Origin of the sequence: Streptomyces sp. NPDC006872, from assembly GCF_040635845.1 — a bacterium.
Taxonomy (GTDB): Bacteria; Actinomycetota; Actinomycetes; order Streptomycetales; family Streptomycetaceae; genus Streptomyces.
Map to the genome: position 1 here is coordinate 40,598 of NZ_JBEYIL010000031.1, position 25,918 is coordinate 66,515.

At 69.7% G+C, this 25,918-nt stretch carries 22 protein-coding genes and 2 tRNA genes; 12 read left to right on the forward strand and 12 right to left on the reverse strand.

Annotated elements, in window-relative coordinates:
- Nucleotides 1-115: 115 nt before the first annotated feature.
- The gene (locus ABZ725_RS49305; protein ID WP_351916901.1) at nt 116-1,144 is read left to right on the forward strand and encodes a hypothetical protein; all 1,029 of its coding nucleotides are present in this window, start codon (nt 116-118) and stop codon (nt 1,142-1,144) included.
- Between the two features lie 96 nt (nt 1,145-1,240).
- Here the strand turns inward: ABZ725_RS49305 and clpX are convergent, their stop codons facing one another.
- The 5 genes from clpX to ABZ725_RS49330 all read right to left on the reverse strand — a co-directional run bounded on the left by clpX (nt 1,241) and on the right by ABZ725_RS49330 (nt 6,307).
- The gene (gene clpX / locus ABZ725_RS49310) at nt 1,241-2,530 is read right to left on the reverse strand and encodes an ATP-dependent Clp protease ATP-binding subunit ClpX (RefSeq protein WP_351916899.1); all 1,290 of its coding nucleotides are present in this window, start codon (nt 2,528-2,530) and stop codon (nt 1,241-1,243) included.
- A 182-nt stretch (nt 2,531-2,712) separates the two neighbouring features.
- Nucleotides 2,713-3,393, reverse strand: a complete 681-nt coding sequence (locus ABZ725_RS49315; RefSeq protein ID WP_266397397.1) for an ATP-dependent Clp protease proteolytic subunit — start codon at nt 3,391-3,393, stop codon at nt 2,713-2,715.
- A 251-nt stretch (nt 3,394-3,644) separates the two neighbouring features.
- Nucleotides 3,645-4,250 (reverse strand): ATP-dependent Clp protease proteolytic subunit, encoded by a 606-nt coding sequence (locus tag ABZ725_RS49320; RefSeq protein WP_351916950.1) that lies wholly within the window; start codon nt 4,248-4,250, stop codon nt 3,645-3,647.
- A 359-nt stretch (nt 4,251-4,609) separates the two neighbouring features.
- The gene (gene tig / locus ABZ725_RS49325; protein WP_358808920.1) at nt 4,610-6,025 is read right to left on the reverse strand and encodes a trigger factor; all 1,416 of its coding nucleotides are present in this window, start codon (nt 6,023-6,025) and stop codon (nt 4,610-4,612) included.
- A 205-nt stretch (nt 6,026-6,230) separates the two neighbouring features.
- Nucleotides 6,231-6,307, reverse strand: a tRNA-Pro gene (locus ABZ725_RS49330).
- Nucleotides 6,308-6,473: 166 nt separating this feature from the next.
- Here ABZ725_RS49330 and ABZ725_RS49335 point away from each other — a divergent pair.
- Nucleotides 6,474-6,544: transfer RNA gene (locus ABZ725_RS49335), tRNA-Gly, on the forward strand.
- Nucleotides 6,545-6,641: 97 nt separating this feature from the next.
- Here the strand turns inward: ABZ725_RS49335 and ABZ725_RS49340 are convergent.
- Nucleotides 6,642-6,836, reverse strand: a complete 195-nt coding sequence (locus ABZ725_RS49340) for a hypothetical protein (RefSeq protein WP_351916893.1) — start codon at nt 6,834-6,836, stop codon at nt 6,642-6,644.
- 413 nt (nt 6,837-7,249) lie between these two features.
- Here ABZ725_RS49340 and ABZ725_RS49345 point away from each other — a divergent pair, with 413 nt between their 5' ends.
- Nucleotides 7,250-8,383: an acyltransferase family protein gene (locus ABZ725_RS49345; RefSeq protein ID WP_358808921.1), complete on the forward strand. Its 1,134-nt coding sequence runs from the start codon at nt 7,250-7,252 to the stop codon at nt 8,381-8,383.
- A 4-nt stretch (nt 8,384-8,387) separates the two neighbouring features.
- Here the strand turns inward: ABZ725_RS49345 and ABZ725_RS49350 are convergent, their stop codons facing one another.
- Both ABZ725_RS49350 and ABZ725_RS49355 read right to left on the reverse strand, forming a co-directional pair.
- Nucleotides 8,388-8,837 (reverse strand): HD domain-containing protein, encoded by a 450-nt coding sequence (locus ABZ725_RS49350; protein WP_358808934.1) that lies wholly within the window; start codon nt 8,835-8,837, stop codon nt 8,388-8,390.
- Nucleotides 8,838-8,869: 32 nt separating this feature from the next.
- The gene (locus ABZ725_RS49355; RefSeq protein ID WP_358808922.1) at nt 8,870-10,054 is read right to left on the reverse strand and encodes a PP2C family protein-serine/threonine phosphatase; all 1,185 of its coding nucleotides are present in this window, start codon (nt 10,052-10,054) and stop codon (nt 8,870-8,872) included.
- A 163-nt stretch (nt 10,055-10,217) separates the two neighbouring features.
- On the opposite strand from ABZ725_RS49355, the gene ABZ725_RS49360 reads away from it, so the two are divergent.
- Nucleotides 10,218-11,501 (forward strand): GNAT family N-acetyltransferase, encoded by a 1,284-nt coding sequence (locus ABZ725_RS49360; RefSeq protein ID WP_358808923.1) that lies wholly within the window; start codon nt 10,218-10,220, stop codon nt 11,499-11,501.
- 10 nt (nt 11,502-11,511) lie between these two features.
- Here ABZ725_RS49360 and ABZ725_RS49365 read toward each other — a convergent pair whose 3' ends face one another.
- A complete protein-coding gene (locus ABZ725_RS49365) occupies nt 11,512-12,318 on the reverse strand; it encodes a DNA-formamidopyrimidine glycosylase family protein (RefSeq protein ID WP_358808924.1) in 807 nt (268 codons plus the stop codon).
- Nucleotides 12,319-12,720: 402 nt separating this feature from the next.
- Nucleotides 12,721-13,206 carry a ribose-5-phosphate isomerase gene (locus ABZ725_RS49370; protein WP_358808925.1) on the reverse strand — a complete coding sequence of 162 codons (486 nt, stop codon included), beginning with the start codon at nt 13,204-13,206 and terminating at the stop codon, nt 12,721-12,723.
- Nucleotides 13,207-13,434: 228 nt separating this feature from the next.
- On the opposite strand from ABZ725_RS49370, the gene ABZ725_RS49375 reads away from it, so the two are divergent.
- Nucleotides 13,435-14,892 (forward strand): amino acid permease, encoded by a 1,458-nt coding sequence (locus tag ABZ725_RS49375; RefSeq protein WP_358808926.1) that lies wholly within the window; start codon nt 13,435-13,437, stop codon nt 14,890-14,892.
- A 79-nt stretch (nt 14,893-14,971) separates the two neighbouring features.
- Here ABZ725_RS49375 and ABZ725_RS49380 read toward each other — a convergent pair whose 3' ends face one another.
- On the reverse strand, nt 14,972-17,104 hold the full coding sequence (locus tag ABZ725_RS49380; RefSeq protein ID WP_358808927.1) for a serine/threonine-protein kinase: 2,133 nt from the start codon (nt 17,102-17,104) through the stop codon (nt 14,972-14,974).
- Nucleotides 17,105-17,343: 239 nt separating this feature from the next.
- On the opposite strand from ABZ725_RS49380, the gene ABZ725_RS49385 reads away from it, so the two are divergent.
- Nucleotides 17,344-18,066 (forward strand): LPXTG cell wall anchor domain-containing protein, encoded by a 723-nt coding sequence (locus tag ABZ725_RS49385; protein WP_358808928.1) that lies wholly within the window; start codon nt 17,344-17,346, stop codon nt 18,064-18,066.
- 133 nt (nt 18,067-18,199) lie between these two features.
- Here the strand turns inward: ABZ725_RS49385 and ABZ725_RS49390 are convergent, their stop codons facing one another.
- Nucleotides 18,200-18,778 carry a biotin transporter BioY gene (locus ABZ725_RS49390; RefSeq protein ID WP_358808929.1) on the reverse strand — a complete coding sequence of 193 codons (579 nt, stop codon included), beginning with the start codon at nt 18,776-18,778 and terminating at the stop codon, nt 18,200-18,202.
- Between the two features lie 458 nt (nt 18,779-19,236).
- On the opposite strand from ABZ725_RS49390, the gene ABZ725_RS49395 reads away from it, so the two are divergent.
- The 6 genes from ABZ725_RS49395 (at nt 19,237) to ABZ725_RS49420 (ending at nt 25,753) form a co-directional block, all read left to right on the forward strand.
- Nucleotides 19,237-20,466, forward strand: a complete 1,230-nt coding sequence (locus ABZ725_RS49395; RefSeq protein ID WP_358808935.1) for an ROK family transcriptional regulator — start codon at nt 19,237-19,239, stop codon at nt 20,464-20,466.
- A 249-nt stretch (nt 20,467-20,715) separates the two neighbouring features.
- The gene (locus ABZ725_RS49400) at nt 20,716-21,783 is read left to right on the forward strand and encodes an ABC transporter substrate-binding protein (RefSeq protein ID WP_358808930.1); all 1,068 of its coding nucleotides are present in this window, start codon (nt 20,716-20,718) and stop codon (nt 21,781-21,783) included.
- Nucleotides 21,780-22,646 (forward strand): ABC transporter permease, encoded by an 867-nt coding sequence (locus tag ABZ725_RS49405; protein ID WP_358808931.1) that lies wholly within the window; start codon nt 21,780-21,782, stop codon nt 22,644-22,646. Before ABZ725_RS49400 ends, ABZ725_RS49405 begins: the two co-directional genes overlap by 4 nt.
- Entirely contained in the window at nt 22,622-23,356 is a 735-nt protein-coding gene (locus tag ABZ725_RS49410) for an ABC transporter ATP-binding protein (protein ID WP_351920973.1), read from the forward strand. Before ABZ725_RS49405 ends, ABZ725_RS49410 begins: the two co-directional genes overlap by 25 nt.
- 147 nt (nt 23,357-23,503) lie before the next feature.
- Nucleotides 23,504-24,844 carry an LLM class flavin-dependent oxidoreductase gene (locus ABZ725_RS49415; protein WP_358808932.1) on the forward strand — a complete coding sequence of 447 codons (1,341 nt, stop codon included), beginning with the start codon at nt 23,504-23,506 and terminating at the stop codon, nt 24,842-24,844.
- 12 nt (nt 24,845-24,856) lie between these two features.
- Complete coding sequence (locus ABZ725_RS49420; RefSeq protein ID WP_358808933.1) at nt 24,857-25,753, forward strand: TauD/TfdA family dioxygenase; 897 nt, start codon at nt 24,857-24,859, stop codon at nt 25,751-25,753.
- The last annotated feature ends 165 nt before the right edge of the window (nt 25,754-25,918 follow it).

A 25,918-nucleotide genomic window follows, 5' to 3' on the forward strand; every position in this document is an offset into this window, starting at 1 on the left:
CCGCGCCGTCCCGAAACGTGTTTGCTCTGTAACGGTAGGGGCCCCGCTGCCGTGCAGGTGTTGGCTTTGAGCCAGGATGTGAAAATCACATAAGCATCTGGAGGGGAACCCAGAAATGAGTCACAACCAGCCGGGCCCTTACGGTGGGCAGCCCCAGCAGCCCGGACCGTACGGCCAACCGGGTCCGTACGGCCAGCCGCCGCAGGCACCCCAGCCCGGCTACGGCCACCCCCAGCAGCCCCCCGCGCCGCAGCCCGGCTACGGCTACCCGCAGCAGCCCCCGCAGGGCGTCCCCCCGCAGGCCCCGCCGTACGGGCAGCAGCCCGGACCGTACGGGCAGCAACCCCCGTACGGCCAGCAGCCCCCGTACGGCCAGCAGCCGCCCTACGGCCAGCCTCCCTACGGCGTTCCGCAGCCCCCGGCGGCGGGCGGCGGCAAGAAGAAGGCCGGCATCGTGATCGGCGCGGTGGCGGTCGTCGCCGCGATCGGCGTGGGCGCCTACTTCGTGCTCGGCGGGACCGGCGCGGGCGGCGGCCTGAAGGACGACGGCGCACACAAGCTGGACACCCCGGCGACCGCGCTCACCGAGTACAAGCGGGTCGGCAAGGGCGGCGAGAGCAGTGACTCGGACACCACCAAGTACCTGACGGCCAGCGGTGTCACGGGCGGCAAGGCCGTCGTCGGACAGTGGTCGACGGCCGACTTCGGCGACTACGACCCGCAGAACCCCGACCCCGCGGACCTGCCGAGCGAGGCCGAGCTGCTGACCGCCAAGGGCATCACGATGCTCGGCGGCTACGGCAAGATCGCGGACCCCGAGAGCACCCTGGACAAGTACTTCGCCGCCATCCAGCAGGAGCTCGAGAGCACCGACTCCTCCAGCTCCTCGAGCAGCACCGAGGGCAAGACCGAGCTGATCGGCGAGCCCGAGGCGGCCGACATCGACGGCGCGGTCATGAAGTGCCAGTCGGCGAAGAGCACCAACTCGCTGACCAAGAAGGAGTCGACCGACTGGTTCTGCGTCTGGTCCGACTACAGCACGATCGCCATGGTGTCCCCGGGCGACAACACCAAGAGCATCACCAAGGACGCGGCGATCGACATCACCACGAAGCTGCGCGACCAGGTCCGCATCAAGGCGTAGGCCAGGACGTAGCGTTCTTGGCGCTCTCAACCGCGAAGGGGCCCCGGTCGGTTGACCGGGGCCCCTTCGTCGTACGTATCGCCGTGCCTGTGCCGGCTAGGCGGTCTTCTGCTCGCCCGGGCCCCGCCCGCCGCGCGCGTCGCGAGGGATCAGGGTCGGGTTGACGTTGGACAGGACGACGTCCGCCGTGATGACGACGCGCGCCACGTCCTTGCGGGACGGGACCTCGTACATGACCGCCTGGAGGACTTCCTCCATGATGGCGCGCAGGCCGCGCGCGCCGGTCTGGCGGAGGATGGCCTGGTCGGCGATGGCCTCCAGGGCCTCGCGCTCGAAGTCCAGCTCCACGCCGTCGAGTTCGAAGAGCCGCTGGTACTGCTTGACCAGCGCGTTGCGCGGCTCGATCAGGATCTGCAGGAGCGCCTCGCGGTCCAGGTTGTGGACCGAGGTGATGACCGGCAGACGGCCGATGAACTCCGGGATCATGCCGAACTTGACCAGGTCCTCGGGCATGACGGCCTCGAACTGGTCCTTGGACTCCAGCTCGCGCTTGGAGCGGATCGTGGCCCCGAAGCCGATGCCCTTGGCGCCCGCGCGGGTCTCGATGATCTTCTCGAGGCCGGAGAAGGCACCGCCCACGATGAACAGCACGTTCGTCGTGTCGATCTGGATGAACTCCTGGTGCGGGTGCTTGCGGCCGCCCTGCGGCGGGACCGAGGCGGTGGTGCCCTCCAGGATCTTCAGCAGGGCCTGCTGCACGCCCTCGCCCGACACGTCACGGGTGATGGAGGGGTTTTCACTCTTCCGCGCGACCTTGTCGATCTCATCGATGTAGATGATCCCGGTCTCGGCCTTCTTGACGTCGTAGTCGGCGGCCTGGATCAGCTTCAGCAGGATGTTCTCGACGTCCTCGCCGACGTATCCCGCCTCGGTCAGGGCCGTGGCGTCGGCGATCGCGAACGGGACGTTCAGCATGCGCGCCAGAGTCTGCGCGAGGAGCGTCTTGCCCGAGCCGGTGGGGCCGAGCAGGAGGATGTTGGACTTCGCCAACTCGATGGCGTCCTCGCGGCCTTGGGCGCCGCCGTTCTCGCCGGCCTGGACGCGCTTGTAGTGGTTGTACACCGCGACCGACAGGGCCTTCTTGGCGGGCTCCTGGCCCACCACGTAGCCCTCGAGGAACTCGTAGATCTCGCGCGGCTTCGGGAGTTCCTCCCAGCGGACCTCGCTCGTCTCCGCGAGCTCTTCCTCGATGATCTCGTTGCAGAGATCGATGCACTCGTCGCAGATGTAGACACCGGGCCCTGCGATGAGCTTCTTGACCTGCTTCTGGCTCTTGCCGCAGAACGAGCACTTGAGCAGATCGCCGCCGTCACCGATGCGTGCCACGGTGTGCTTCCCCTTCGCCTGGGAGACGACTGGACGCTTTCGAATCCAGCGGCTCCTGGTGCTGCCTTATTCCGACGGTACCTTGCCTGGCCCCCCGTTCGGGCCCCCCTTGGCACGGTTCACTGCGACGTGGACCGTGTCACACCGTGCCGAGGGGCCCTCTGACGGGACGACCGCGCGCGTCAGCGCAGAGAGTTGTTGTTCATCTTGCGGGTGGAGATGATCTGGTCGATCAGGCCGTACGCGAGCGCGTCCTCGGCCGTGAGGATCTTGTCGCGCTCGATGTCCTCGCGGATCTTCTCGATCGGCGTGGTGGAGTGCTTGGCCAGCATGTCCTCCAGCTGGGCGCGCATCCGGAGGATCTCGTTGGCGGCGATCTCCAGGTCGGAGACCTGACCGCGGCCCGTCTCGCTGTACGGCTGGTGGATGAGCACGCGCGCGTTGGGCAGCGCCATGCGCTTGCCCGGCGTGCCGGCGGCCAGCAGGATCGCGGCGGCGGAGGCCGCCTGGCCCATGCAGACCGTCTGGACGTCGGGCTTCACGAACTGCATCGTGTCGTAGATCGCGGTCAGCGCCGTGAAGGAGCCGCCGGGGCTGTTGATGTAGACCGAGATGTCCCGGTCGGGGTCCATCGACTCCAGGCACAGCAGCTGCGCCATGACGTCGTTGGCGGAGGCGTCGTCGATCTGGACGCCCAGGAAGATCACGCGCTCTTCGAAGAGCTTCGCGTACGGGTCGTACTCGCGCACGCCCTGGGAGGTGCGCTCGACGAAGCGCGGGATGACGTAGCGGGATTCGGCGCGGGGGCCGGTGTATTCGGCCTCGGTGCGGGCGTAGAGGCCGCTGCCGGGGAAGTCGTTCACGGTGTCTCCTGGAGAGAGGGCTGGGGCGGTGACTGGAGGGGCTGGAAGGGGGTTCTGACGGCCCTGACGGCTTCCGGGGTCCCCGGGCCCCTCGACCACCCCCGGGGAGGCTCCGGGAGGCCGGGAGGGCTTCCTGGAACTCCGGGAGGGCCTCGGAGGGCTCCTGGAACTTCGGAAGGGGTCAGGGGCTCAGGGGACTCAGCGGGCTCCGGAGAGCCCCCTGAGCGGCCCTGCCGCCGTCAGAGACGGCCCTAGGCCGCCCCGGTACCGCCGCCGCCCGGCATGCCGGCGGCCGTCGGGATGACGTCGTCGATGAGGCCGTACTCCTTGGCCTCGAAGGCGTCGAACCAGCGGTCGCGGTCCGAGTCGCGGGTGACCTGCTCGACCGACTGACCGGTGTGCTGGGAGGTCAGCTCGGCCATGCGCCTCTTGGTGTGCAGCAGCCGCTCGGCGTGGATCTTGATGTCCGAGGCCGAGCCGGCCAGGCCCGCGGAGGGCTGGTGGATCAGGATCTCGGCGTTCGGCAGCGCGAAGCGCTTGCCGGGGGTGCCCGCGCTGAGCAGGAACTGGCCCATCGAGGCCGCGAGACCCATCGCGATGGTCACCACGTCGTTCTTGATGAACTGCATGGTGTCGTAGATCGCCATGCCCGCCGTGATCGAACCGCCGGGGCTGTTGATGTAGAGGTAGATGTCCTTGTCCGGATCGGCGGCAAGGAGCAGCAGCTGTGCGGTGATCTTGTTGGCGATGTCGTCGTCGACCGCCTGGCCGAGGAAGATGATCCGCTCGCCGAGCAGCCGGTTGTAGACCTGGTCGCCGAGGCCACCACCGATAGGGTCGCCGGCGGCTGTGGGCATCAGATTCGTCACGTATCCACCTGCTCGTCTTACGACGGCGCCGGGCCGTCTCACGTGTACTGCCGGGGGCAACGGGGACTCCCCTGCCCTCGTATTCATGGACCCTAACGCGCGGGCCCCTTCGGGGAATCCCGGAGAGGAGAGTGTTCGCCGGGGGCGTAGCCGGTGCCGTCGGCGGCGGGGCCGCGGATCGTCGCCGCCCACGCGCCGCCGGGCAGCCCTCGGGCAACCCTCAGGCAGCCCCCGCGCGGACCCGTGCAGGCCCGGCACGGGCCCCAGGTACGCCGACGGGCCCCGGGACAGGAAGTCCGCGGGGCCCGTCGTACGCACATCAGAACAATTCAGAGGTGACTCGAGGCTCAGGCCTCGGGCTTCTCCTCGGACTCGGACTCGGACTCGGACGCGGCGTCGGCAGCGCCCTCGACGGCCTCGACCGTCTCGGTGGCGGCCTCGACCTCGTCCTCGTCGTCCAGGTCGACGACCTCGCCGTTGGTGTCCTTCACCGTGGCGGACTCGACGACCGTGGCCAGCGCCTTGCCGCGGGCGACCTCGCCGACCAGGAGCGGAACCTGGCCGCCTTCGACGACCGCCTGGGCGAACTGGTCGGGCGACATGCCGGAGGAAGCGGCACGGCGCATGAGGTGCTCGGTGAGCTCCTCCTGGTTGACGTTCAGCTTCTCGCGCTTGACGAGCTCGTCGAGCACGAACTGGGTCTTGATGCCCTTGACCGCGGCCTCACGGGTCTCGGTCTCGAACTCCTCGGCGGTCTTGCCCTGGATCTCCAGGTACTTGTCGAGGTCCAGGCCCATCTGGCCGAGCTGGTGGTGCTCCAGGTTGTGCTTGCGGGTGTTGATCTCGTCCTCGAGCAGCTTCTCGGGGACGGGCACCTCGACGAGCTCCAGCAGCTTCTCCAGGACGCGCTCCTGGGCCTGCGTGGCCTGGTCGTACTGCTTCATGTTCTCGAGGCGCTTGCGGCTGTCCGCCTTGAGCTCGTCGAGGGTGTCGAACTCGGAGGCGAGCTGCGCGAACTCGTCGTCCAGCTCGGGGAGCTCACGGGCGGCGACCTGGGTGACCTTGACGGTGACCTCGGCCTCCTTGCCGGCCGCGGAGCCGCCCTTGAGCTCGGAGGTGAAGGTGGCCTCGCCACCGGCCTCCAGGCCCTTCACGGCGTCGTCGATGCCGTCCAGCAGCTCGCCGGAGCCGATCGTGTAGGAGACGCCGCTCGCGACGCCGTCCTCCAGGATCTCTCCGTCGACCTTGGCCTCCAGGTCCACGGTCACGACGTCGCCGTCCTCGGCGGCCCGCTCGACCGGGGAGGTCGAGGCGAAGCGCTCGCGGAGCTGCTCGACCGACTTGTCGATGTCCTCGTCCGACACCTCGACGGCGTCGACCTCGACCTCGATGGAGGAGAAGTCCTCGGGGAGCTCAAGGGCGGGACGGACGTCGACCTCGGCGGTGAAGTTCAGCGTCTCGCCGTCCTTCAGCTCCGTGATGTCGACCTCGGGCTGGCCGAGAACGTCGATCGAGGCCTCGTTGACGGCCTCGGTGTAGAACTTCGGCAGCGCGGCGTTGACGGCCTCCTCCAGCACGGCACCGCGGCCGAAGCGCTGGTCGATGACCCGGGCGGGGATCTTGCCCTTGCGGAAACCCTTCACCGTGACCTGCTGGTTGATCTTCTTGTACGCCGCGTCGAGGCTGTCCTTGAGCTCCTCGAAGGGCACCTCGATGCTGAGCCGAACCCGAGTCGGGTTCAGGGTCTCCACGGCGCTCTTCACGGTTCGGTCTCCTTGGGGGCTGACTTCTTGGGTTCTGCAGGAGCCAGACCGGCTCCCGCGGATTCGCCGCCCGGAGGACTTCAAGAGAGATGAGACATACGGGCGTGCAGCTTGCATAGTAACGGCAGCGAGGACACGCCCCAAAGGCGATCAAGCGAGGTGACCGCACAGGTGGCCGGTCGCCGGTCGGTCGATTGCCGGTCGGTGGTCGGGGTGGCGGGATTTGAACCCACGGCCTTCCGCTCCCAAAGCGGACGCGCTACCAAGCTGCGCCACACCCCGTCTGGTGCGAGACGTAGGGTACATGCCCGCAGACCGCCTGACCGTCGCTTTTGCCGAGTCCGCGGGCGAGCCGCGGCGGGGACGGGAAACGGGGTGTGCGACACACGGTTCCGACCCGCTACGATGCTGGCAGTGCCGCGGTCCACCGACCTGCGGCGCGCACTGTGCGGGCGTAGCTCAATGGTAGAGCACTAGTCTTCCAAACTAGCTACGCGGGTTCGATTCCCGTCGCCCGCTCTGACACGACCCGGGCCGGGTCGGAGATTCACTTCTCCGACCCGGCCCTCGTCGTGTTCGCGTTCGGGTGCGTGGCCGGAGTCGACGAGGGCCGGCCTCAGAAGCTGATCGAGTTGATCGATTCGGCGAGGGAGTCGAGGAAGCGGTTGATCGACGGGGCCATGCCGGTCGAGGCGAGGAAGAAGCCGAACAGGATCGCGACTATGGCCGGGCCCGCCTTGATCGACCCTCCTCTGATCAGTACGACCAGGATGATCGCCAACAGCAGCACCACTGACAGTGAAATGGCCACAACTGATCACACACCCTCGATTGGTCCGCACTCCCGACTCCATCGTGCCACCAACACGGCCTCCCTATGCTGCCCGTGACGCATCATCGCGCGGGCCTTCCGCCTCCGCGAGTGCCGTACGGCAATGGGATCGCGCACCGGCACAGGGAATTGAGGGAGTTCGTTTCCATGTCCACACAACGCCTGTACAGCTAATTCGAATTACGGCCGCAGGCACGCCAACTACAGGCACACAACCGGCGTTATGCACCTTTTAGTGTGGATGAATCGTGACATCTTGGGTGGTGTGAGGTGATCGTGAGGCAGTGCTTTGCGGTGCGGGCATGCGTTCCGGCTTTGCGCACGAAGGGCAATAACGAGGAATGACCTGGGGCGTTTTACGAATGCGCGCACTCGACGCTAGGGTGCCTCGAATGTTCCACGCCGCTTCGTCTCTCGTTCCGAGTTCGCGCTCGCGCTCGCCGTCCCCGCGACCCTCCGCGAGGCGGGACGCGTTCTTCGACAACGCCAAGTACCTGGCGATCGTGCTGGTCGCCGTGGGTCACTCCTGGGAGCCGCTCAAGGGCGGCAGCCGGGTGCTGCAGGCCGCGTACATGTTCGTCTACACCTTCCACATGCCGGCGTTCATCGTCGTCTCCGGCTTCTTCTCCCGCAGCTTCGACGGGAGTCCCCGCCGGCTCAAGCGCCTGATCACGGGCGTCGCCGTCCCGTACGTCGTCTTCGAGACCGCGTATCCGATCTTCCGGCGGGTCGTCGACCACAACCCCGCCCAGGAGATCAGCCTCCTCGACCCCTGGTACCTGACCTGGTTCCTGTGCGCGCTGTTCATCTGGCGGCTCACCACCCCCGTCTGGAAGCTCGTCCGCCATCCGCTGCCGCTCGCGCTCGGTGTCGCCATGCTGGCCGCCCTCACCCCCGGCATGGGCGACGACCTGGACCTCCAGCGGGTCCTGCAGTTCCTGCCCTACTTCGTCCTCGGTCTGTCCCTCGGGCCCGAGCACTTCCGGCTGGTGCGCCGCCGCTCGGTGCGGATCGCGGCCGTGCCGGTGTTCGCCCTCGCGCTGACCTTCGCCTACTGGGCGGTGCCGCGGATGAACGCCTCGTGGCTCTACCACCGCGACGCCGCACAGGAGTTGGGCGCACCCTGGTGGACCGGACCCGTCATGCAGCTCGCACTGTTCGGCAGTTCGCTGCTGCTGACAGCCTGCTTCTTCTCCTGGGTGCCGGGCCGCACGATGTGGTTCACGGCGCTCGGCGCCGGCACGCTGTACGGCTATCTGCTGCACGGCTTCCTGATAAAGACCGCCGACTACCGCGGCTGGTTCGACCACCCCTCGCTGCACCGGCCGCTCGGCGAGATCGCCGTCAGCATCGCCGTGGCCGTGGCCGTCACGCTGCTGTGCACCCCGCCCGTGCGACGGGTCTTCCGGTTCGCGATCGAGCCGAAGATGGAGTGGGCCTTCAAGCGGGACGCCGCCGAACTCGCCCGGGAGCGGGAGACCCAGCGCGAGAACCGGCGTGTCGAGGGCGGCAAGGTCCGCGCCTAGCGCTTCACCCCGGGTGAGGCGTCAGGCCGAGAAGGCTGTGCATTCGTGCGTACTTCTCGGTCAGACGGGTCCGGGTCGGCGCGTCCAGGGCCGCCAGCCGGGCCGGGTCCGCGTTGTGGGCCAGATCCGCCTGCTTCACCAGCAGGGCGCCCGGCGTGGCCAGGATGCGCCCCGCGTACGCCTCCGGGGGCTCCCCCGGCCGCTTGGTGACCGCCAGGACGATCGCCTTCGTGCGGTCGCTCAGCGGGGCTTCGTCCAGCCAGGTCTCGGACAGGGCGTCGTCCTCGACGGCGTCGTGCAGCCAGGCGGCCGCGATCTGGTCGGCGTCGCCGCCACGCGCGCATACGCCCTCGGCGACCGCCTGGAGGTGCTCGGCGTAGGGCCGGCCCGCCTTGTCGGTCTGTCCCTCGTGGGCGGCGCGGGCGAGGGCCTCGATCTCGGACAGGGTGAGCAGCACGGGTCCCCCTCGGGAGAGCTCAGCAGGGCTCAGGACAGCGACACCGCTTGGGACGTCGGGCCCTCTCGGCAGACCAGCAGCAGGGCCCGGTCGTCGTTGACGTCCTTCGCCACCGCCTCGATCAGGTGCCAGGCGGCGCCCTGGAAGCCGCCGGCCACATAGCGGTCCGCCTCGCCGGTGAGGCGGTCGATGCCCTCGACGATGTCCCGGTCGGAGGTCTCCACCAGGCCGTCGGTGAACAGCATCAGCACGTCGCCGGGGCGCAGCGAGCCCTTCACCGGGTCGAACTGGGCGCCGTCGTACACGCCGAGGAGGGGGCCCTCGGCGGCCTTCTCCTCCCAGCGGCCGCTGCCCGCGCTCAGCTGGAGGCCCGGCGGATGACCGGCGGAGTACAGCTCGTAGTCGCCGGAGTCGAGGTCGAGGACCAGGTGGATGGAGGTCGCGAAGCCCTCGTCCCAGTCCTGGCGGAGGAGGTAACCGTTTGCCGCCGGGAGGAAGGCGTGCGGGGGCAGGGAGCCGAGCAGGCCGCCGAAGGCGCCCGAGAGCAGGAGGGCCCGGGAGCCCGCGTCCATGCCCTTGCCGGAGACGTCCGTGAGGACGACCTCCATGGTGCGGCCGCCGTTCGTCCGGGCCGCGACGACGAAGTCGCCGGAGAACGACTGGCCGCCGGCCGGCCTGAGCGCCATCTCGCGGTGCCAGCCCGTCGGCAGGCTCGGCAGCTTGCTCTGCACCCGGATGCGCTCGCGCAGGTCGAAGAGCATGGTGCCGCCGCGCCGCCAGGGCACGCCGACCCGGCTGCGGAACTGGGCGATGAGGAGGCCGAAGAAACCGCATGCGGCGACGACCAGGACCACCCCCGGGGTGACTCTGGACGGGCCCTCCGTGTACGGCCCCAGCTGCACCGACTCCACGATGAGGGCCGTGGCCGCCGCCGCGTACAGACCGAGCAGGCTCGACGGGCGCAGCAGCAGGCCGCCCGCGACGATCGGCAGGACCAGGGCGGCCGGTGAACACCACACGGAGTTGGCGAGCGTGGTGACGGCGATCAGCGGAACGGTGAGCAGGAGGAAGGCCAGCGCGATCCAGTCCGAGCCGTCGCCGCGGAAGTAGTCCACGGCGCTTCTGCGCACGCCGGTGCGGACCCGGTGCAACAAGTGCTTCAACCGGGCCGTGAACGTCTCGGCTTCCGCGCGCCGCTGTCGTCCTGCTGCCATTAGTTCGGGACCCTATCCATCGAACCCGCCGCTTGGCACGGGAGGTCCCACTTGTCCCCCGTCCGAGGCCCAACTTCACAGTGAACTTCACGGAAAGCGCTCGCGCCGCGAAGAGGGAGAAATTCCCTGGCTCGTCCCGCATTGGACTGCTAGGCATGGACCCATGACGAGTGAGGCGAGGGACGGTGCGACCCGGTCGGCGACCGGTCCGCGGGTGCTGCGACCGGACGAATGGGACGAGTGGTACGACACCCTGGTCCGCGCCTTCGGCGGGGTGCCCGAGACGACCGAGGAACGGGAGCTGTGGAGGGCGCTCACCCCGTTCCCACGCTCCATGGGGGTGTGGGAGGAGGACGACGGAGGCAGCGGGAACGGCGGCTGTGTGGGAACCGCGGGGGCCTTCGACTTCCGGCTGACGGTGCCCGGCGGCGCCTCGGTGCCCACGGCGGGCGTGACGATGGTCAGCGTGCGGGCGACGCACCGGCGGCGCGGGGTGCTGACCTCGATGATGCGGCGACAGCTGGACGACGTACGGGCGTGGGGCGAGCCCCTCGCCGCCCTCACCGCCTCCGAGCCGGACATCTACGGACGGTTCGGGTACGCCGCGGCGACCTTCGGGCTGCACGCCGAGATCGACACCAGCCGAGTACGGCTGTCCGTCCCGGCCGGCACGGACGACGTACGGCTGCGGTACGTCGACCCCGCCGCGACACTCGACGTGTGCGAGGCGGTGTACGCGCGGACCGTGCCCGAGCGGGCCGGGATGCTCGCCCGGCGGCCCGGGTGGGAGCGGCTGGCGCTGCTCGATCCGGAGAGCGGGCGGAACGGGGCGTCTCCGCTGCAGTGCGTGCTCGCCGAGCGGGACGGGGAGGTCGTCGGGTACGCCCGTTTCCGGGTGCGGCCCGAATGGACGGACCGCGGGCACAACGGGCAGGTGCTGCTCCAGGACCTGACGGGGCTCGATCACATGTCCGAGGCGGCGCTGTGGCGGTTCCTGTTCGGGATCGACCTCACGACCACGCTGAAGGTGCGGGGGCGGCCGATGGACGAGGCGTGGCAGCATCTCGTCTCCGACATCCGACGGTGCGAGCTGCGGGTGCGGGACTCGCTGTACGTGCGGCTGGTGGACGTCGGCGCGGCGCTGGAGGCGCGGACGTATCAGACGCCGGTGGATGTGGTGTTGGACGTCGAGGACGCCTTCTGCCCCTGGAACTCGGGGCGTTGGCGGCTGTCCGGCGACGCCAAGGGGGCGGTGTGCGGGCGTACGTCCGACGCCGCCGATCTCGCTCTGTCGGTACGGGAGTTGGGGGCGGCGTACCTCGGCGGGGTGAGCCTGGGGGCGCTCGGTGCGGCCGGGCGGGTGCGGGAGCTCAGGCAGGGGGCGTTGGCGGAGGCGGCGGTGGGGTTCGGGGCGGTCGCCGCGCCTTGGCTGCCGCACGGGTTCTAGCGGGCCGGACTCAGTTTTTCTGGCAGGTGGGGCACCAGAAGAGGTTGCGGGCCGCGAGGTCTGCCGTGCGGATCGCTTCGCCGCAGAGGTGGCAGGGCTGGTTCGCACGGCGGTAGACGTACACCTCGCCGCCGTGGTCGTCCACGCGGGGCGGGCGGCCCATCGCCTCCGGGGTGTGCTGCGGGCGGACCGTGTCGATGCGGTTGTTGCGGACGCCCTCGCGCATGAGGTCGACGAGGTCGGTCCAGATCGCGTCCCACTCGGCGGGGGCGAGGGTCCTGCCCGTGCGGTAGGGGTCGATGCCGTGCCGGAAGAGGACTTCGGCGCGGTAGACGTTGCCGACGCCGGCGATGATCTTCTGGTCCATGAGGAGGGCGGCGATCGTCGTACGGCTGCGGGAGATGCGGGTGTAGGCGCTGTGCGGGTCGGCGTCGGCGCGGAGGGGGTCCGGGCCGAGGCGGGCGTGTATGGCCTGCTTCTCCTCGTCCGTGATCAGGGCGCAGGTGGTGGGGCCCCGGAGATCCACGTAGGAGGTGGGGCCGGTGAGGCGGAGCCGGACCGTGTCCGTGGGCGGGGGCGCGGGGGTCGGGCCGAAGTTGACCTTGCCGAAGAGGCCGAGGTGGATGTGGATCCAGCGGGCGTCGGCGAAGCCGAGGAAGAGGTGTTTGCCGTGGGCCTCGGTGTGGGTGAGGGGGGTGTCGGTGAGGAGTGCTGCTGCGGCGGTGAACTTGCCCTGGGGGCTGGTCAGTTGGGTTGGCTGGTGGGTGAAGTGGGCGTAGTCCTGCGCCAGTCGGTGAATCGTGTGCCCTTCCGGCACCGGGGTCTCCCTTGTCTTCCCGCCCACCCGCCCGACTCGGTCGGCCGAGAGGTCACCCTCGCCCGGGGCTCCGCCCCGAACCCGTATCGCCCACCCACCCACCCGACTCGGTCGGCCGAGAGGTGAGCCTCCTCCGGGGCTCCGCCCCGGACCCCCTGCGGGCGCGCGAGCCCCTGCAGGCGCGCCCCAAAACCCTCGCCCACCCACCCACCCGACTCGGTGGGCTGGAAGGGGAAGCTGGTCTGGGGCTCCGCCCCAGACCCCTGCGGGGGCTCCGCCCCCTGCACCCCGGCTGGTGCTGCTCCGCCCCTGCACCCCGGCTAGCCCTTCGGCCCTCCACCCCGGCGTGGCGCTTCCGCCTTGCATCCGGGTGGCGCTGCCTCCCCGCACCCCGGCCGGAGGCTACTGCTGGGGGTGGTGGGGCGGGATTTGCGGGAGGGTGCCTGTGGTTTCGTAGGTGGTCAGCATTTCGATTCGGCGGATGTGGCGGGCGTCCTCGGAGAACGGGGTGGCCAGGAAGGTCTCGACGAACTTCGTCGCCTCGTCCTGGGTGTGCATGCGGGCGCCGACCGCTACGACGTTGGCGTTGTTGTGCTGGCGGCCCAGCGACGCCGTCTCCTCGCTCCAGGCCAGGGCCGCACGGACGCCCTTCACCTTGTTCGCCGCGATCTGCTCGCCGTTGCCCGAGCCACCGATCACGATGCCGAGCGAGTCGGGGTCGGCGGCGGTGCGCTCAGCGGCGCGGAGGCAGAACGGGGGGTAGTCGTCCTGGGCGTCGTAGATGTGGGGTCCGCAGTCGACCGGGTCGTGACCCGCCGCCTTGAGCCATTCGACGAGGTGGTTCTTGAGTTCGAAGCCGGCATGGTCCGAGCCGAGATACACGCGCATGGGATGAGTGTGACACGGGTGTTGCGGGGTGGCAGCGCCGGGTGCTGCGTCCGAAAACTGTAGGCAATCCCACAGAAGCTCAGGAAAACCTCAAGTAACGATCTGGAATCAAAGGTTCCTGAATTCATTCACCTCGGATTCACTGGACCGGCTCGTACGCCCCCCACGTGTCGACACGTATCGATCCACCTGATTCCCCCCTCACGCGGCGCAAAGGAAAGCCATCCCATGACTTCGCAGCCGACCCTCGCCAAGGCCGACCGCGGCCCCGGAGGCCCCGGAGAACCCGGAGAATCCGGTTCCGGGCTTCACGCAGGGCTCAAGAACCGGCATCTGTCGATGATCGCCATCGGCGGCGTCATCGGTGCCGGACTGTTCGTCGGATCCAGCTCCGGTATCGCCACCGCCGGGCCCGGCATCCTGCTCTCGTACGCTCTCGTCGGCACGCTCGTGGTGCTGGTGATGCGGATGCTCGGCGAGATGTCCGCGGCCAACCCGACCTCCGGCTCGTTCTCCGCCCACGCCGACCGGGCGCTCGGGCGCTGGGCCGGGTTCTCCATCGGCTGGCTGTACTGGTTCTTCTGGGTCGTCGTGCTGGCGGTCGAGGCCACCGCCGGCGCCAAGATCCTCGAAGGATGGATTCCCGCCGTTCCCCAGTGGGGGTGGGCGCTCATCGTGATGGTCGTGCTCACCGCCACGAATCTCGTGTCCGTCGGCTCCTACGGTGAGTTCGAGTTCTGGTTCGCCGGGATCAAGGTCGTGGCGATCGGCGCGTTCATCGTCATCGGCGGGCTCGCCGTCTTCGGTGTGCTGCCCGGGGTCGACAGCGACAAGGCCGGGCTGGACAACCTCACCGGACACGGCGGCTTCCTGCCCAACGGGCCCGGCGCCATCCTCACCGGCGTGCTGCTCGTCGTCTTCTCCTTCATGGGCAGCGAGATCGCGACCCTGGCGGCCGGCGAGTCCGAGGACCCGCAGCGGGCCGTCACCAAGTCCACGAACAGCATCATCTGGCGGATCGGCGTCTTCTACCTCGGGTCGATCTTCGTCGTCGTGACGCTGCTGCCCTGGGACGACGCGTCCATCAAGGAACAGGGCTCCTACGTCGCCGCCCTCGACTCCCTCGGCATCGCACACGCCGGTCAGATCATGAACTTCATCGTGCTGACGTCCGTGCTGTCCTGTCTCAACTCCGGGCTCTACACGGCCTCCCGCATGGCCTTCTCCCTCGGCGAGCGCGGCGACGCGCCCAAGGTCTTCGCCCGGACGACCGGGCGGGGCGTTCCGCTCGCCGCCATCGTCGTCTCCGTCGTGTTCGGATTCGTCGCCGTCTTCTTCAACTACAGGTTCCCGGACTCCGTCTTCCTCTTCCTCGTGAACTCCAGCGGGGCCGTGGCCCTGTTCGTCTGGCTCGTGATCTGCTTCTCGCAGCTGCGGATGCGGAAGATCATCCAGGCCGAGGCGCCCGAGAAGCTGGTCGTGAAGATGTGGCTGTACCCGTACCTGACCTGGGCGACGGCCGCCCTGATCGTCTTCGTGCTCGGCTACATGCTGACCGACACCGAGGGTGAGAGCAGCGGGCGGACGACCGTGCTGCTGTCGCTGCTCGTCGCGGCGGTCGTGGTCGCCGTGGCCTTCGTGAAGCAGGGCAGGCTCAAGGCCAAGGGCAAGGACAAAGTGAGCTAGCGCCACTTCGAGACATGTGGGGAAGGGGTCCGCTTCAGCGGGCCCCTTTCCCTTCTTCCCTCTGTTCTTTCGTCGTCTCTCACATCACCTTGAAGCTGTCCTTCACCCTCTCGTACGTCTCCATGGCCGCCGTCTCCGTCTCGGGCTGATACCAGGTGTTGATCTGGAACGACTTGCCGTCCTCGTCGAAGCCCAGGAGACGGGCGTGCCAGGGGGTGCCCTGGAGGGTGAAGGTGTACTCCCAGACGACCGCCGGGCGGCCTCGGAACGTCGTCTCCTCCAAGCGGATCTTGCGGTAGTCCTGGCCCTGATGGGCGTTCCGCTCGGAGGTCCGCCAGGTGTCGATCAGGTCGCCGCGGGCCAGGGAGGACTTCGCGACGAGTTCCTGGGTGCCGTCGGGGGACGTGTAGTGCACCTCCGCGCCCGTCTTCACGTCCCGCCGCCAGCCCTTGGGCGTCGCCCACGCGAAGCCGCCGGCCTCCTGGTGCGTGCCCGGCGGCAGACTCGGCGGCCTGAAGGTCCCCTCGACCGTCGACGACGGTGACGGCGGTGACGGCGACGGGGTTGCGGTTGCGGTTGCTTCGGAGATCGTGCCGGTGGCGGCTGACGGCTTGGGTGAGGCGCCGCCTGCCCGGTCGTCGCCGTTGTGCGCACCGGGGGCCGACGCCAGCACGATCGCCACGACCGTCCCTACGGCTACGACGCCCAGGGCGGCGACCGCTCCGGTACGACGACCCCGGCCTGTCCAGCCCGCCGTCCACCCGCTCCGGGAGGCTGCCGGGACGGCGGGACCGGGCAGCTCGCCGCCCGGCGGCAATCCCGCTCGGCGGGTCTGGACTGCCGGGCGCGGTGCTGGGGTCTCCTCCCCCGCACCCGCACCCGCTCCCGCTTCCGCCCCCGCTCCCGGGACAGGCCTGCGTTCCGTCACCGCCTGGGAGCGGGCCAGTGAGACTCCGGAGCGAGGGGGTGGGGTTCCGGCCCCGCTCGGAAACGGGGACGGGGACGGGGATGGGGATGGGGATGGGGAGCGGTACGGGGACGGGGTCACGGGCGGGGGTTCGGAACCCGACTCCGAGCGCATCTCTGATGCTGCTTCGGTGGAGGGATCGGGGGGTTCCGGCGGGGCCGGTGTCCTGGTGGCGTCCAGGAGCGCGCGCGTCGGCAGCTCCCTCAGCGGCAGCTCCCCCGCGGTCGGCCTGGGCTCCACGGTCGGTGTGGGTCCCACGGTCGGTGTGGGGCCCGCCCTCCGGTCCCCTTCTCCCAGGCCTCCTCCCAGGCCTCCTCCCGGAGCTTCTCGCAGAGCTTCCTCTGGCCCTTCCTCCTCCTCTGCAGCGCGTGGGAAGGCGATGGGGGCGAGGGCGGATTCCAGGTCGGTGAGGGTCGGGCGGGCTGTGGGGTCCTTCGTCAGGAGGCCGGCCAGGACGGCCTGCAACGGGCCCGCATTGACGGGGAGTCGAGGCTCCTCGTAGAGGACCGCGTGCAGGGTGGCCAGCGTCGTGTCCCGGGAGAAGGGGGAGTGGCCGGCCAGGGCCGCGCAGAGCGTCGCGCCCAGGGACCAGATGTCGGAGGGCGGGCCCTGTGGACTGCCGGAGATGCGCTCGGGGGCCATGTAGTCGGGGGAACCGACCAGCATGCCGACCATGGTCAACGCCTTCGCGTCCTGGATCGCGGCTATGCCGAAGTCGGTGAGGACGACGCGTCGATCGCCGGTCGCCCTGTTCTCGACGGTCTGCGCGCTCGGCACACCGTGCGCGCTCCGCACGCCGTGCGCGGTCTGCGCACTCCGTGCGTTCTCCACCAGGACGTTGCCCGGTTTGATGTCTCGGTGCAGGACTCCCCCGGCGTGCACCTGGCGCAGCGCCATGACCAGGCCGAGGCCGATACGGGCGGTCTCGCGCGGGCCCAGCGGACCTTCCTCGGCCATGATGCGCTCCAGGGAGCGGCCGGCGACCAACTCCATGACGATCCAGAGGCGTTCGCCCTCGTCCACCACGTCGTAGACGCGCACCACGTTGGGGTGGTCGATGCGGGCGGTGGCCCTGGCTTCGCGCAGGGTGCGTTCGCGGCGGGTGCGGGTGTCCTCCGAGTCGAGGCCGTCGATGCGCATCTCCTTCACCGCGACCTGCCGGTCGAGCACCTCGTCGGTGGCTCGCCACACCCGTCCCATTCCCCCCTGACCGATACTCTCGACCAGCCGATAGCGGCCCGTCACGATTATCCCGGGAAAACCCTCGCTCCCGGAATTCCCCGGACTCCCGTCGTTCCCCGGACTCCCCGGACCCTCCGGATTCCCTGTGTTTCCCGAATTTCCCGGCAATCCGCTGCACCCCCTCCATTGCCCGGCCCCTGAAACACAATAGTCACACTTAGTGCCGTACCAGCATAGTGTGGAGAAATCTTGTGGTACCTCTTCAAGTACTGCGAATTCAGGCGCAGCCAAGGGGGCCGAACATGAGTTCTCGTCGTGCGACGACCATTGCCGGATCGCTGGTCGTGACATCTTTCTCGGCAGTGTTGATCTTTTCGTTCCCGGCCGGGGCGGACGACCAAGGGCCCGGCAGCGGCAAGGGGGGAAAGCCGGTCGACGAGGCGCCTGCGGGCGTGAAGACGACGACGCTGCTACCGGAGTCGATCTCGGTCGACAACAGTTCGAATAAAACGGCCATCACCGCGACGGTGAAGAACGAGGGAACCAAGGACAGCGGACAGATAAGGCTTTTGGTCGTCGGGTTCGACGGACTCACGGTCAAAAGCGTCGAAGGGTGTGACGCCATCGCGGAGAAAGATCTTCCGGAGGGATCCAACAGCGGTTTCGCCTGTCCCATCGACAATCTCGCGGCCGGGGCGTCGAAGTCGTACGACGTCGACGCGACCTTCGATCTGAGCAAGACCGGGAAGATCTGTCTGCCCGTCCAGACCAGCGACGGGAAGAAGACGTTCTGGCAGCAGGGTCCGGTCCCGTTCGGTACGACGAACCCGTCGCCGAACGCGCCCGCCACCCCGCTGCTCCTCGGCACCGACAACACACCCGTGGCCCCCGGCGGCGACGAACTGCCCAAGACCGGCGTCGAACGCGACCTGCTGCCGCTCGGCGCGGCCGGTGCCTCGCTGCTCGCGGCGGGCGTGGCCGGACTGTGGTGGTCCCAGCGACGACCGCGGCAGAAGCAGGGCTGAGCCCCGACAAGCCCGACGAGCCCGGCGCCAAGCCCTACGACGACGGGGGCGTGGCCTGACGGAATCCGTCAGGCCACGCCCCCGTCGCGAATCGCCAACAGGTTGCCGCTCAGCCGCTCAGCCGCTCAGCCGCTCAGCGCTTGACGAGCTTCCAGGCCGTCGGCAGCAGGCCCATCGCCAGGATCGCCTTGAGGGCGTCGCCGATCAGGAACGGCGTGAGACCGGCCGCGATCGCGGCGGAGGCGGAGATGTCCGCCGCGTAGGCCAGGTACGGGACGCCGACGGCGTAGATGATCGCCTCGCCCAGCAGCATCGCGCCCGCCGTGCGCAGCACGGAGCGGTCGGCGCCACGGCGGGCCAGCGCGCCCACGGCGGCGGAGGCGAGGATCATGCCGAGGATGTAGCCGAAGGAGACGCCGAGGCCCGAGGTGCCGTCGGCGAACCACGGCACGCCGGCGAGCCCGGCCAGCGCGTACACGGCGAGCGCGGAGACTCCTCGGCGGGTGCCGAGGGTCGTGCCGACGAGCAGCGCGGCGAAGGTCTGGCCGGTCACCGGGACGGGGGTGCCGGGGACCGGGACCGCGATCTGGGCCGCGAGGCCGGTCAGCGCGGCACCGCCGAGCACGAGCGCGATGTCCCGGACACGGGAGGCGGGGAGCAGGTCGGCGAGGACCTGCCCGGGACGGGCGGCGGTGACGGCGGCGGTGCTCATGGGGACTCCGCGAGGTGGGGACGGTCGGGGACACCGCGACGCTATCCCAGCGATCACGGGCCGCTCACCGTCAGCGCTCGACAAAGGGGGGAACATGACCTTGGTCGGCTCCGGACAAAGGATGCCGGTTACACCCGGTACGGCGTGACGCCGATCACTGAGGTGGGGATGTTTCGCTCACCTTTCGGCAACACGGCAGGATTGTGTGTTCCCACCAAAGGAATCCTAGTGGTCTGGTCGGATTCACCTTTCCTGCCCTACGCTTCCGGCCATGGTTGCCCAGGCTCAGGCTCTGAACTTCTCGTCGCGTCGCCATGTCGACCTGCGACGCGTCGGCGCGGCCGCCTGTCGCCCTCCGGTGTGAGGCGGGCGGAGTCGGTCACCCGGCGCGCCGCGCCCCACGGACGGCGCAGTGTCGGACCGGCTCCCGACTTCCGAGGAAGTTCCCCATGGCTCCCATGCCCCGTACCGCGGCTCCCCCCGCCCGGACCTCTCCCGTCACCCACCGGGTCGCCGACAGCGACCGGCGGCGCACCAGTGCCAGCGTGATCCTGCGGTCCGTGCTGGAGCACGGGCCGGTCGCGCGCTCCACCATCGCCCGGCTGACCGGGCTGTCCCCCGCCTCCGTCACCGACCACTGCGCCCGGCTCGCCGGGCTCGGGCTGATCCGCGAGTCGGCCGTGCCCCGGCGCAGCAACGGGGTGGGCCGTCCGCACGTTCCCGTGGACCTGGACGACTCCCGGCTGGTGGTGGGCGGGGTGCATGTGGCGGTGCCGTACACGACCGTCTCGCTGCTGGATCTGCGGGGACGGGTGGTGGCGCGGCGGGAGTTGAGGCACCGAAGCCTCGAACCGTCCGAGGTGCTGGCACGGGCCGCCGACGGGCTCGGCGCGCTGCTGGGCGAGGCGCCCGGCTGCCGGGCCCTCGGGGCGGGGGTCGCCGTGGGCGGCTGGGTGGACCGGGACTCGGGGACCGTCGTCGAGCATCCGCTGCTGGGCTGGCGGGAGGTGCCCGTGCGGGAGACGCTGGCCGCCCGCAGCGGGCTGACGGTCCATGTGGACGGGCATGCGCGGGCGTTGGTCAACGCGGAGCGGCTGTTCGGACGGGCGCGTGGCAGCCGGAGCCTGCTGCAGCTGTTCGTCGGGAACGTGGTCGACGCGGCGTTCGCCACCAACGACGAGGTGCACCACGGGCCGCGTTCGCAGGCGGGCGCCATCGCGCATCTGCCGTTGGCCGGCGGCAGCGAGCCCTGCGACTGCGGACGCGTCGGCTGCCTCCAGGCGGAGCTGAGCGAGCGGACGTTGTGCCGGCGGGCCGAGGCGGCAGGGGTCATCGACGGGGTCAACCCGATGCATGTGCTCGCTGCAGCGAACGCCGGGGACCCGGTCGCCGTCCGGCTGCTGCGGGAGCGGGCGCGGATGGTGGGGCGGGCGGCCGGGCTGCTGCTGGACGTGCTCAATCCGGAGCGGGTCGTCGTCACCGAGGTGGGCGTGCTGTTCCGGGAGGACTGCCTGGCCGCACTGCGCGCCGAGGTCGGGGCGGAGCGCGCGGGCTGCGTCCTGCCCGCGAGTTTCGGGGACTCCGTGCTGGCCGTGGCGGGCGGCGCGGTGGCTCTGGACGTGCTGTACCGGGATCCGCTGGGCTCCTCGGCGGCCGGGCGCAATACCGTGCCCACCGCTCCCAGTTAATTCAGAAACTCCGAATGTTGACAGGCCTTGCCCGAGGACGGGAATATCGTTCCATGAGCTGTCGCACCTTCTGTTGCTGACGCCCCGGCGCGCCGGGAGCGCGCCCTTCTCTTCTCCCTCTGCGTTGCATCTCAGCCTTTCATGCTCCGCCTTCCTGCTCCGCCTTTCACGCGTGAGCTTTCTTTGTCGGGCCATGATGCGCCCGCAATTCCGCACACCTTTCCGTCGTATTCCCCTGGGGGTTCTCCCATGCCCGTTTCCCGTGCGTCCGGTGTCGACCGACGTCTCTTCCTCGCTTCTCTGCTCGGCGCCGCCGCCGGGGTCGCCGGGCTCAGCGGCTGCGCCGAGAGCAGTGCCGCCACCGGTGGCAAGGGCGCCTCCACGGCTCCGCTCGCCGACAAGGTGCCCGCCGGCACGAGCCTGAAAATCGCGTCCTTCCAGAACATCCAGCAGTTGCAGTTCGAGCTGGCGGATCTGCCTGCGCTGCCGTTCAAGGTGTCCAGTTGGCTCAACATCGGCGCCGGTCCGGATGTCATCAACGCCTTTCGCGCAAAGTCCCTGGACCTCGCCAACAACGCGGGTATTCCGCCGATCCAGGCGCATTACCAGGGGTTCGACGCGAAGATCGTCGCGATCAACATCACCCGCAGGCCCAACTATCTCTTCGCCACCAAGCCCGGCAGCGACATCCACACCGTCGAGGACTTCCGGGGGAAGAAGCTGGCGTTCTCGCAGGGGCAGGCGCAGGGCGTCGTCCTGCTGCGGGCGCTGAAGCAGGCGGGTCTGAAGTACGACGAGGTCAAGCTCGTCCCGCTGACCAGCAACCAGTTCCTCACCGCCCTGCAGTCCGGCCAGGTGGACATCGCCCCGCTCGCCAACAGCCAGTCCCCGGCCTACCTCAAGCAGTACGAGTCCAAGGGCGCCCGGGTCGTCACCACCGACGTCGTCGACCTGCTCAGCCTGCTGTGGGCGCCGACCTCCGTGCTGAACGACGAGGCGAAGGCGGCCGCGGTCGCCGCGTACATCCCGCAGTGGGCGCAGGGCCAGGTCTGGCAGTACGAGCACCCGGACGTCTGGAACGAGGAGTTCTACGTCAAGACCCAGAACCTGACCCTCGACCAGGCCGAGGCGATCACCGCACTCGCCAACAAGCCGCTGTTCCCGCCGAGTTGGGACGAGGCGATCAAGTGGGAGCAGGAGACCGCGGACCTGCTCGCGGAGGGCGGCTTCGTGAAGAAGTTCGACGTCTCCTCGCTCTTCGACCACCGCTTCGAGGGCATCGCCGCGAAGTCCGTAGCCGCCGAGTACCGGAGTTGACCGCCATGACCACCACCACCGCACTGGGCACGGCCCCCGCCGTCACCGTCGACGACGACACCCCCGGCCGCCCCCGCCGCCGGCGGCGCCGCGGCCTCGCCCCCGGCCGCCGACTGCCCGCCGTCCGCCTCGTCGGGCCCCTGCTGCTCATCGTCCTGTGGGCCGTCGCCTCGGCCGCCGGGCAGCTGGACACCGGCGCGATCCCCGCGCCCTGGACGGTGCTGGAGACCGGCGTCCACCTGTGGACGGACGGAACGCTGACCACCGACATCCTCACCTCGCTGGAACGCGCCGGGTACGGCTTCGCGATCGGTCTGACCGCCGGGGTCACGCTCGCGCTGGCCTCCGGGCTGAGCCGGACCGGGGAGGCGCTGATCGACGGAACCGTGCAGCTCAACCGGGCGATCCCGACGCTCGGCCTGATCCCGCTCTTCATCCTCTGGCTGGGCATCGGCGAGACCTTCAAGATCGCGATCATCGCCATCGTCGTCTACATCCCGATCTACCTCAACACGCATGCCGCGCTGTCCGGCATCGACCACCGGTTCGTCGAACTCGCCGAGGTGCAGGGCCTGTCGAAGGTCCAGTTCATCCGGCAGATCGTGATCCCCGGCGCGCTGCCCGGATTCTTCGTGGGACTCCGGCTCGGGGTGACCGGCTCCTGGCTGGGACTGGTGGTCCTGGAGCAGATCAACGCCACCAGCGGCCTCGGCTATCTGATGTTCCAGGCCCAGAACTACGGCCAGTCCGACGTCATCCTCGTCGGACTCCTCATCTACGGCGTCTTCGGACTGATCTCCGACAGCGTGGTCCGTATCGTCGAACGGAGGGTGCTGTCGTGGCGCCGCACACTGAGCAACTGACCCGACCCGCCGTTCAACTGCGGGGGCTGACCCGGTCGTTCGACGGACGCACGGTCCTCGACGGCATCGACCTCGACATCCCCGCCGGCCAGTTCGTGGCGCTTCTCGGGCACAGCGGGTCCGGCAAGTCCACCCTGCTGCGGGCGGTCGCCGACCTCGACCACGAGGTCGTCGGCAGCGGGCAGCTCACCGCCCCCGAGCGGGTGTCGGTGGTCTTCCAGGACTCCCGGCTGCTGCCCTGGCGACGGGTGCTGGACAACGTCCTGCTCGGGCTGGACGGCAAGGAGGCCGACCGGAAGGGACGGGCCGCCCTCGCCGAGGTGGGCCTCGGCGGCCGGGAGCGGGCGTGGCCCAACGAGCTGTCCGGCGGTGAGGCGCAGCGAGCGGCGCTGGCTCGCTCGCTGGTCCGCGAGCCCGAGCTGCTTCTTGCCGATGAGCCGTTCGGGGCGCTGGACGCGCTCACCCGGATCAAGATGCATGCGCTGCTGCGTGAGCTGTGGGAGCGGCACAAGCCGTCCGTGCTGCTCGTCACCCACGACGTGGACGAGGCGATCGTGCTCGCCGATCGGGTCCTCGTCCTCGATCACGGGCGCATCGGGCTCGATCTGACGATCGATCGGCCGCATCCGCGTTCGTATCGCGATCCGTTGCTGGGGGAGTACCGGGAGCGGTTGCTGGCGGCGCTGGGTGTGACGGAGGACGTGGGGTGACCGGTTGCCGGCGTCTGGGGGCTGCCGCCCCCAGACCCCCGCTTCGGCCCTGAACGGGCCTCGTCCTCAAACGCCGGACGGGCTGAAAGATCCGCACCGGCGCTCGTCCGCCCCCACCAGACCTGCTCGTCGCAAAGGACCTCGCCCATGCCCCGCCACCTCCACCTCAACGCGTTCCTCATGAGCACCGGTCATCATGAAGCCTCCTGGCGGCTTCCGGAGAGTGATCCGTTCGCTCATGTGGAGCTGGATCACTATGTCCACCTGGCCCGGATCGCCGAACGCGGCACCTTCGACTCCCTGTTTCTCGCCGACGGGCCGCAGCTCTGGGGCAACATCGCCCAGCGTCCGGCCGGCGCCCTGGAGCCGCTCACGCTGCTCACCGCGCTGGCGACCGCGACTCAGCACATCGGGCTGATCGCCACCGCGTCCACGTCCTACAACTCCCCCTACAACCTGGCCCGCAAGTTCGCCTCGCTGGACATCATCAGCGCGGGCCGGGCTGGTTGGAACATCGTCACCACGGCCGGCGCCGAGGCCGCCCGCAACTTCGGGCTCGACGCCGAGCCCGCGCACGCCGAGCGGTACGCCCGCGCCGCCGAGTTCCTCGACGTGGCCCTGAAGCTCTGGGACAGCTGGGAGGACGACGCGATCGTCGCCGACAAGGCGTCCGGCGTCTGGGGCGACGACGACAAGATCCATCCGCCCCGGCACCAGGGCACGTACTTCAGCGTCGAGGGCGCCCTCAACGTCCCGCGCTCGCCGCAGGGTTACCCGCTGCTCGTGCAGGCGGGGTCGAGCGAGGACGGGAAGGCGTTCGCCGCCCGGTACGCGGAGGCGGTGTTCACCGCGCAGCAGACCATCGAGGACGCGCAGGCCTTCTACGCCGACCTCAAGTCCCGTACGGCGGCGGCCGGTCGCGACCCCGACCACATCAAGGTGCTGCCCGGGATCGTGCCGGTGATCGGCTCGACGGAGGCGGAGGCGCGGGCGCACGAGCAGGTCCTCGAGGATCACATCGTCCACTCCCACGGGATCGAGCGGCTGGAGCAGTTGCTCCAACTGGAGCCCGGTGTACTGGAGTTGGACTCACCGCTCCCCTCCGATCTGCCACCGGAGAGCGCCATCGAGGGCGCCAAGAGCCGCTACACGCTCATCGTCGAACTCGCCCGGCGTGAGCGGCTCACCGTGCGGCAGCTCATCGGGCGGCTCGGCGGCGGACGCGGGCACCTCACCTTCGCCGGCACGCCCGAGCAGGTCGCCGACGCGATCGAGACCTGGTTCACCCGGGGCGCCGCCGACGGCTTCAACATCATGCCCGCGGTCCTGCCCTCCGGCCTCGACGCCTTCGTCGACCACGTCGTCCCGATCCTGCGCGCCCGCGGTCTGCTCCGTACGGAGTACGGGCCGCGCCAGACCCTGCGCGAGAGGTACGGCCTCCCGCGCCCCGCCAACCAGCACGTCAGCCCCGCACCCGCCCTCGTCTGAAAGGACCCGCACGTGTCCAGCATCGAAATCCAGAAGGTCACCGCCAACATCGGCGCCCGGGTGTCCGGCATCGACATCGCCAAGCCCCTCGACGAGGAGCAGGTCGCCGCGATCCGCGAGGCCCTCAACGTCCACAAGGCTCTGGTCTTCGACGAGGTGAACCTCGACGACGCGAGCCAGCAGGCCTTCGTCCGCCACTTCGGCGACCTCACCACCGCCCACCCGACGGTCGAGTCCGTCGACTCCGCGCCGAACGTGCTGCCCGTCGACAGTGAGCGCGGCCGGGCCGCCAACCACTGGCACACCGACGTCACGTTCGTCCTCAACCCGCCGCAGGCCAGCACCCTGCGCAGCATCACGATCCCGCCGTACGGCGGCGAGACGCTGATCGCCAGCTCCGCCGCCGCCTACCGCGACCTGCCGGAGTCCCTGCGCCGGCTGGCCGACACCCTGTGGGCGGAGCACACGAACGACTACGACTACGCGGTGCCGGCCGAGGAGCTCGACGAGGAGCAGGCCGCCCAGCGCGCCAGGTTCACGTCGATCAAGTACCGCACGGTCCACCCGGTGGTCCGCGTCCACCCGCTGACCGGCGAGCGCGGACTGTTCATCGGCGGCTTCGCGCAGCGGATCGTGGGCCTGTCGCCGGCCGAGTCCCGCAAGATCCTCGACCTGCTCCAGGCGTATGTCACCCGGCCGGAGAACATCCTGCGCCACCGCTGGTCCGTCAACCAGCTCGTCCTGTTCGACAACCGCATCACCCAGCACTACGCCATCGACAACTACAACGGTCTGCCGCGCCGTCTGCACCGCGTGACCGTGGCCGGTGACGTGCCGGTCGGCATCGAGGGCAAGGAGAGCTACTCCATCGAGGGGGACGCGGCGCACTACACCTCCGTCGCGGCGTAGGCACTCTGCGCGACCGGCGCGTCCGGATACTGGGCAGTCCCTCCCCGTGAGCGGAGGGGCTGCCCGGACTGTGATTCCTAATGCGGTCTGTCAAGCCGCGTGCCCGGTGGGTGGCACGAGTTCGTAGGTCCGTCCGTCACGTAGGAGGGCCCAGAGGACGTTGAC

Excerpts from the sequence above, each read along its gene's own strand:
- ABZ725_RS49305 (WP_351916901.1), top strand. The coding sequence starts at position 116 with ATGAGTCACAACCAGCCGGGCCCTTACGGTGGGCAGCCCCAGCAGCCC.
- ABZ725_RS49320 (WP_351916950.1), bottom strand. The coding sequence starts at position 4,250 with ATGCCCACAGCCGCCGGCGACCCTATCGGTGGTGGCCTCGGCGACCAG.
- ABZ725_RS49345 (WP_358808921.1), top strand. The coding sequence starts at position 7,250 with ATGTTCCACGCCGCTTCGTCTCTCGTTCCGAGTTCGCGCTCGCGCTCG.
- ABZ725_RS49355 (WP_358808922.1), bottom strand. The coding sequence starts at position 10,054 with ATGGCAGCAGGACGACAGCGGCGCGCGGAAGCCGAGACGTTCACGGCC.
- ABZ725_RS49360 (WP_358808923.1), top strand. The coding sequence starts at position 10,218 with ATGACGAGTGAGGCGAGGGACGGTGCGACCCGGTCGGCGACCGGTCCG.
- ABZ725_RS49370 (WP_358808925.1), bottom strand. The coding sequence starts at position 13,206 with ATGCGCGTGTATCTCGGCTCGGACCATGCCGGCTTCGAACTCAAGAAC.
- ABZ725_RS49375 (WP_358808926.1), top strand. The coding sequence starts at position 13,435 with ATGACTTCGCAGCCGACCCTCGCCAAGGCCGACCGCGGCCCCGGAGGC.
- ABZ725_RS49385 (WP_358808928.1), top strand. The coding sequence starts at position 17,344 with ATGAGTTCTCGTCGTGCGACGACCATTGCCGGATCGCTGGTCGTGACA.
- ABZ725_RS49390 (WP_358808929.1), bottom strand. The coding sequence starts at position 18,778 with ATGAGCACCGCCGCCGTCACCGCCGCCCGTCCCGGGCAGGTCCTCGCC.
- ABZ725_RS49395 (WP_358808935.1), top strand. The coding sequence starts at position 19,237 with ATGCCCCGTACCGCGGCTCCCCCCGCCCGGACCTCTCCCGTCACCCAC.
- ABZ725_RS49400 (WP_358808930.1), top strand. The coding sequence starts at position 20,716 with ATGCCCGTTTCCCGTGCGTCCGGTGTCGACCGACGTCTCTTCCTCGCT.
- ABZ725_RS49415 (WP_358808932.1), top strand. The coding sequence starts at position 23,504 with ATGCCCCGCCACCTCCACCTCAACGCGTTCCTCATGAGCACCGGTCAT.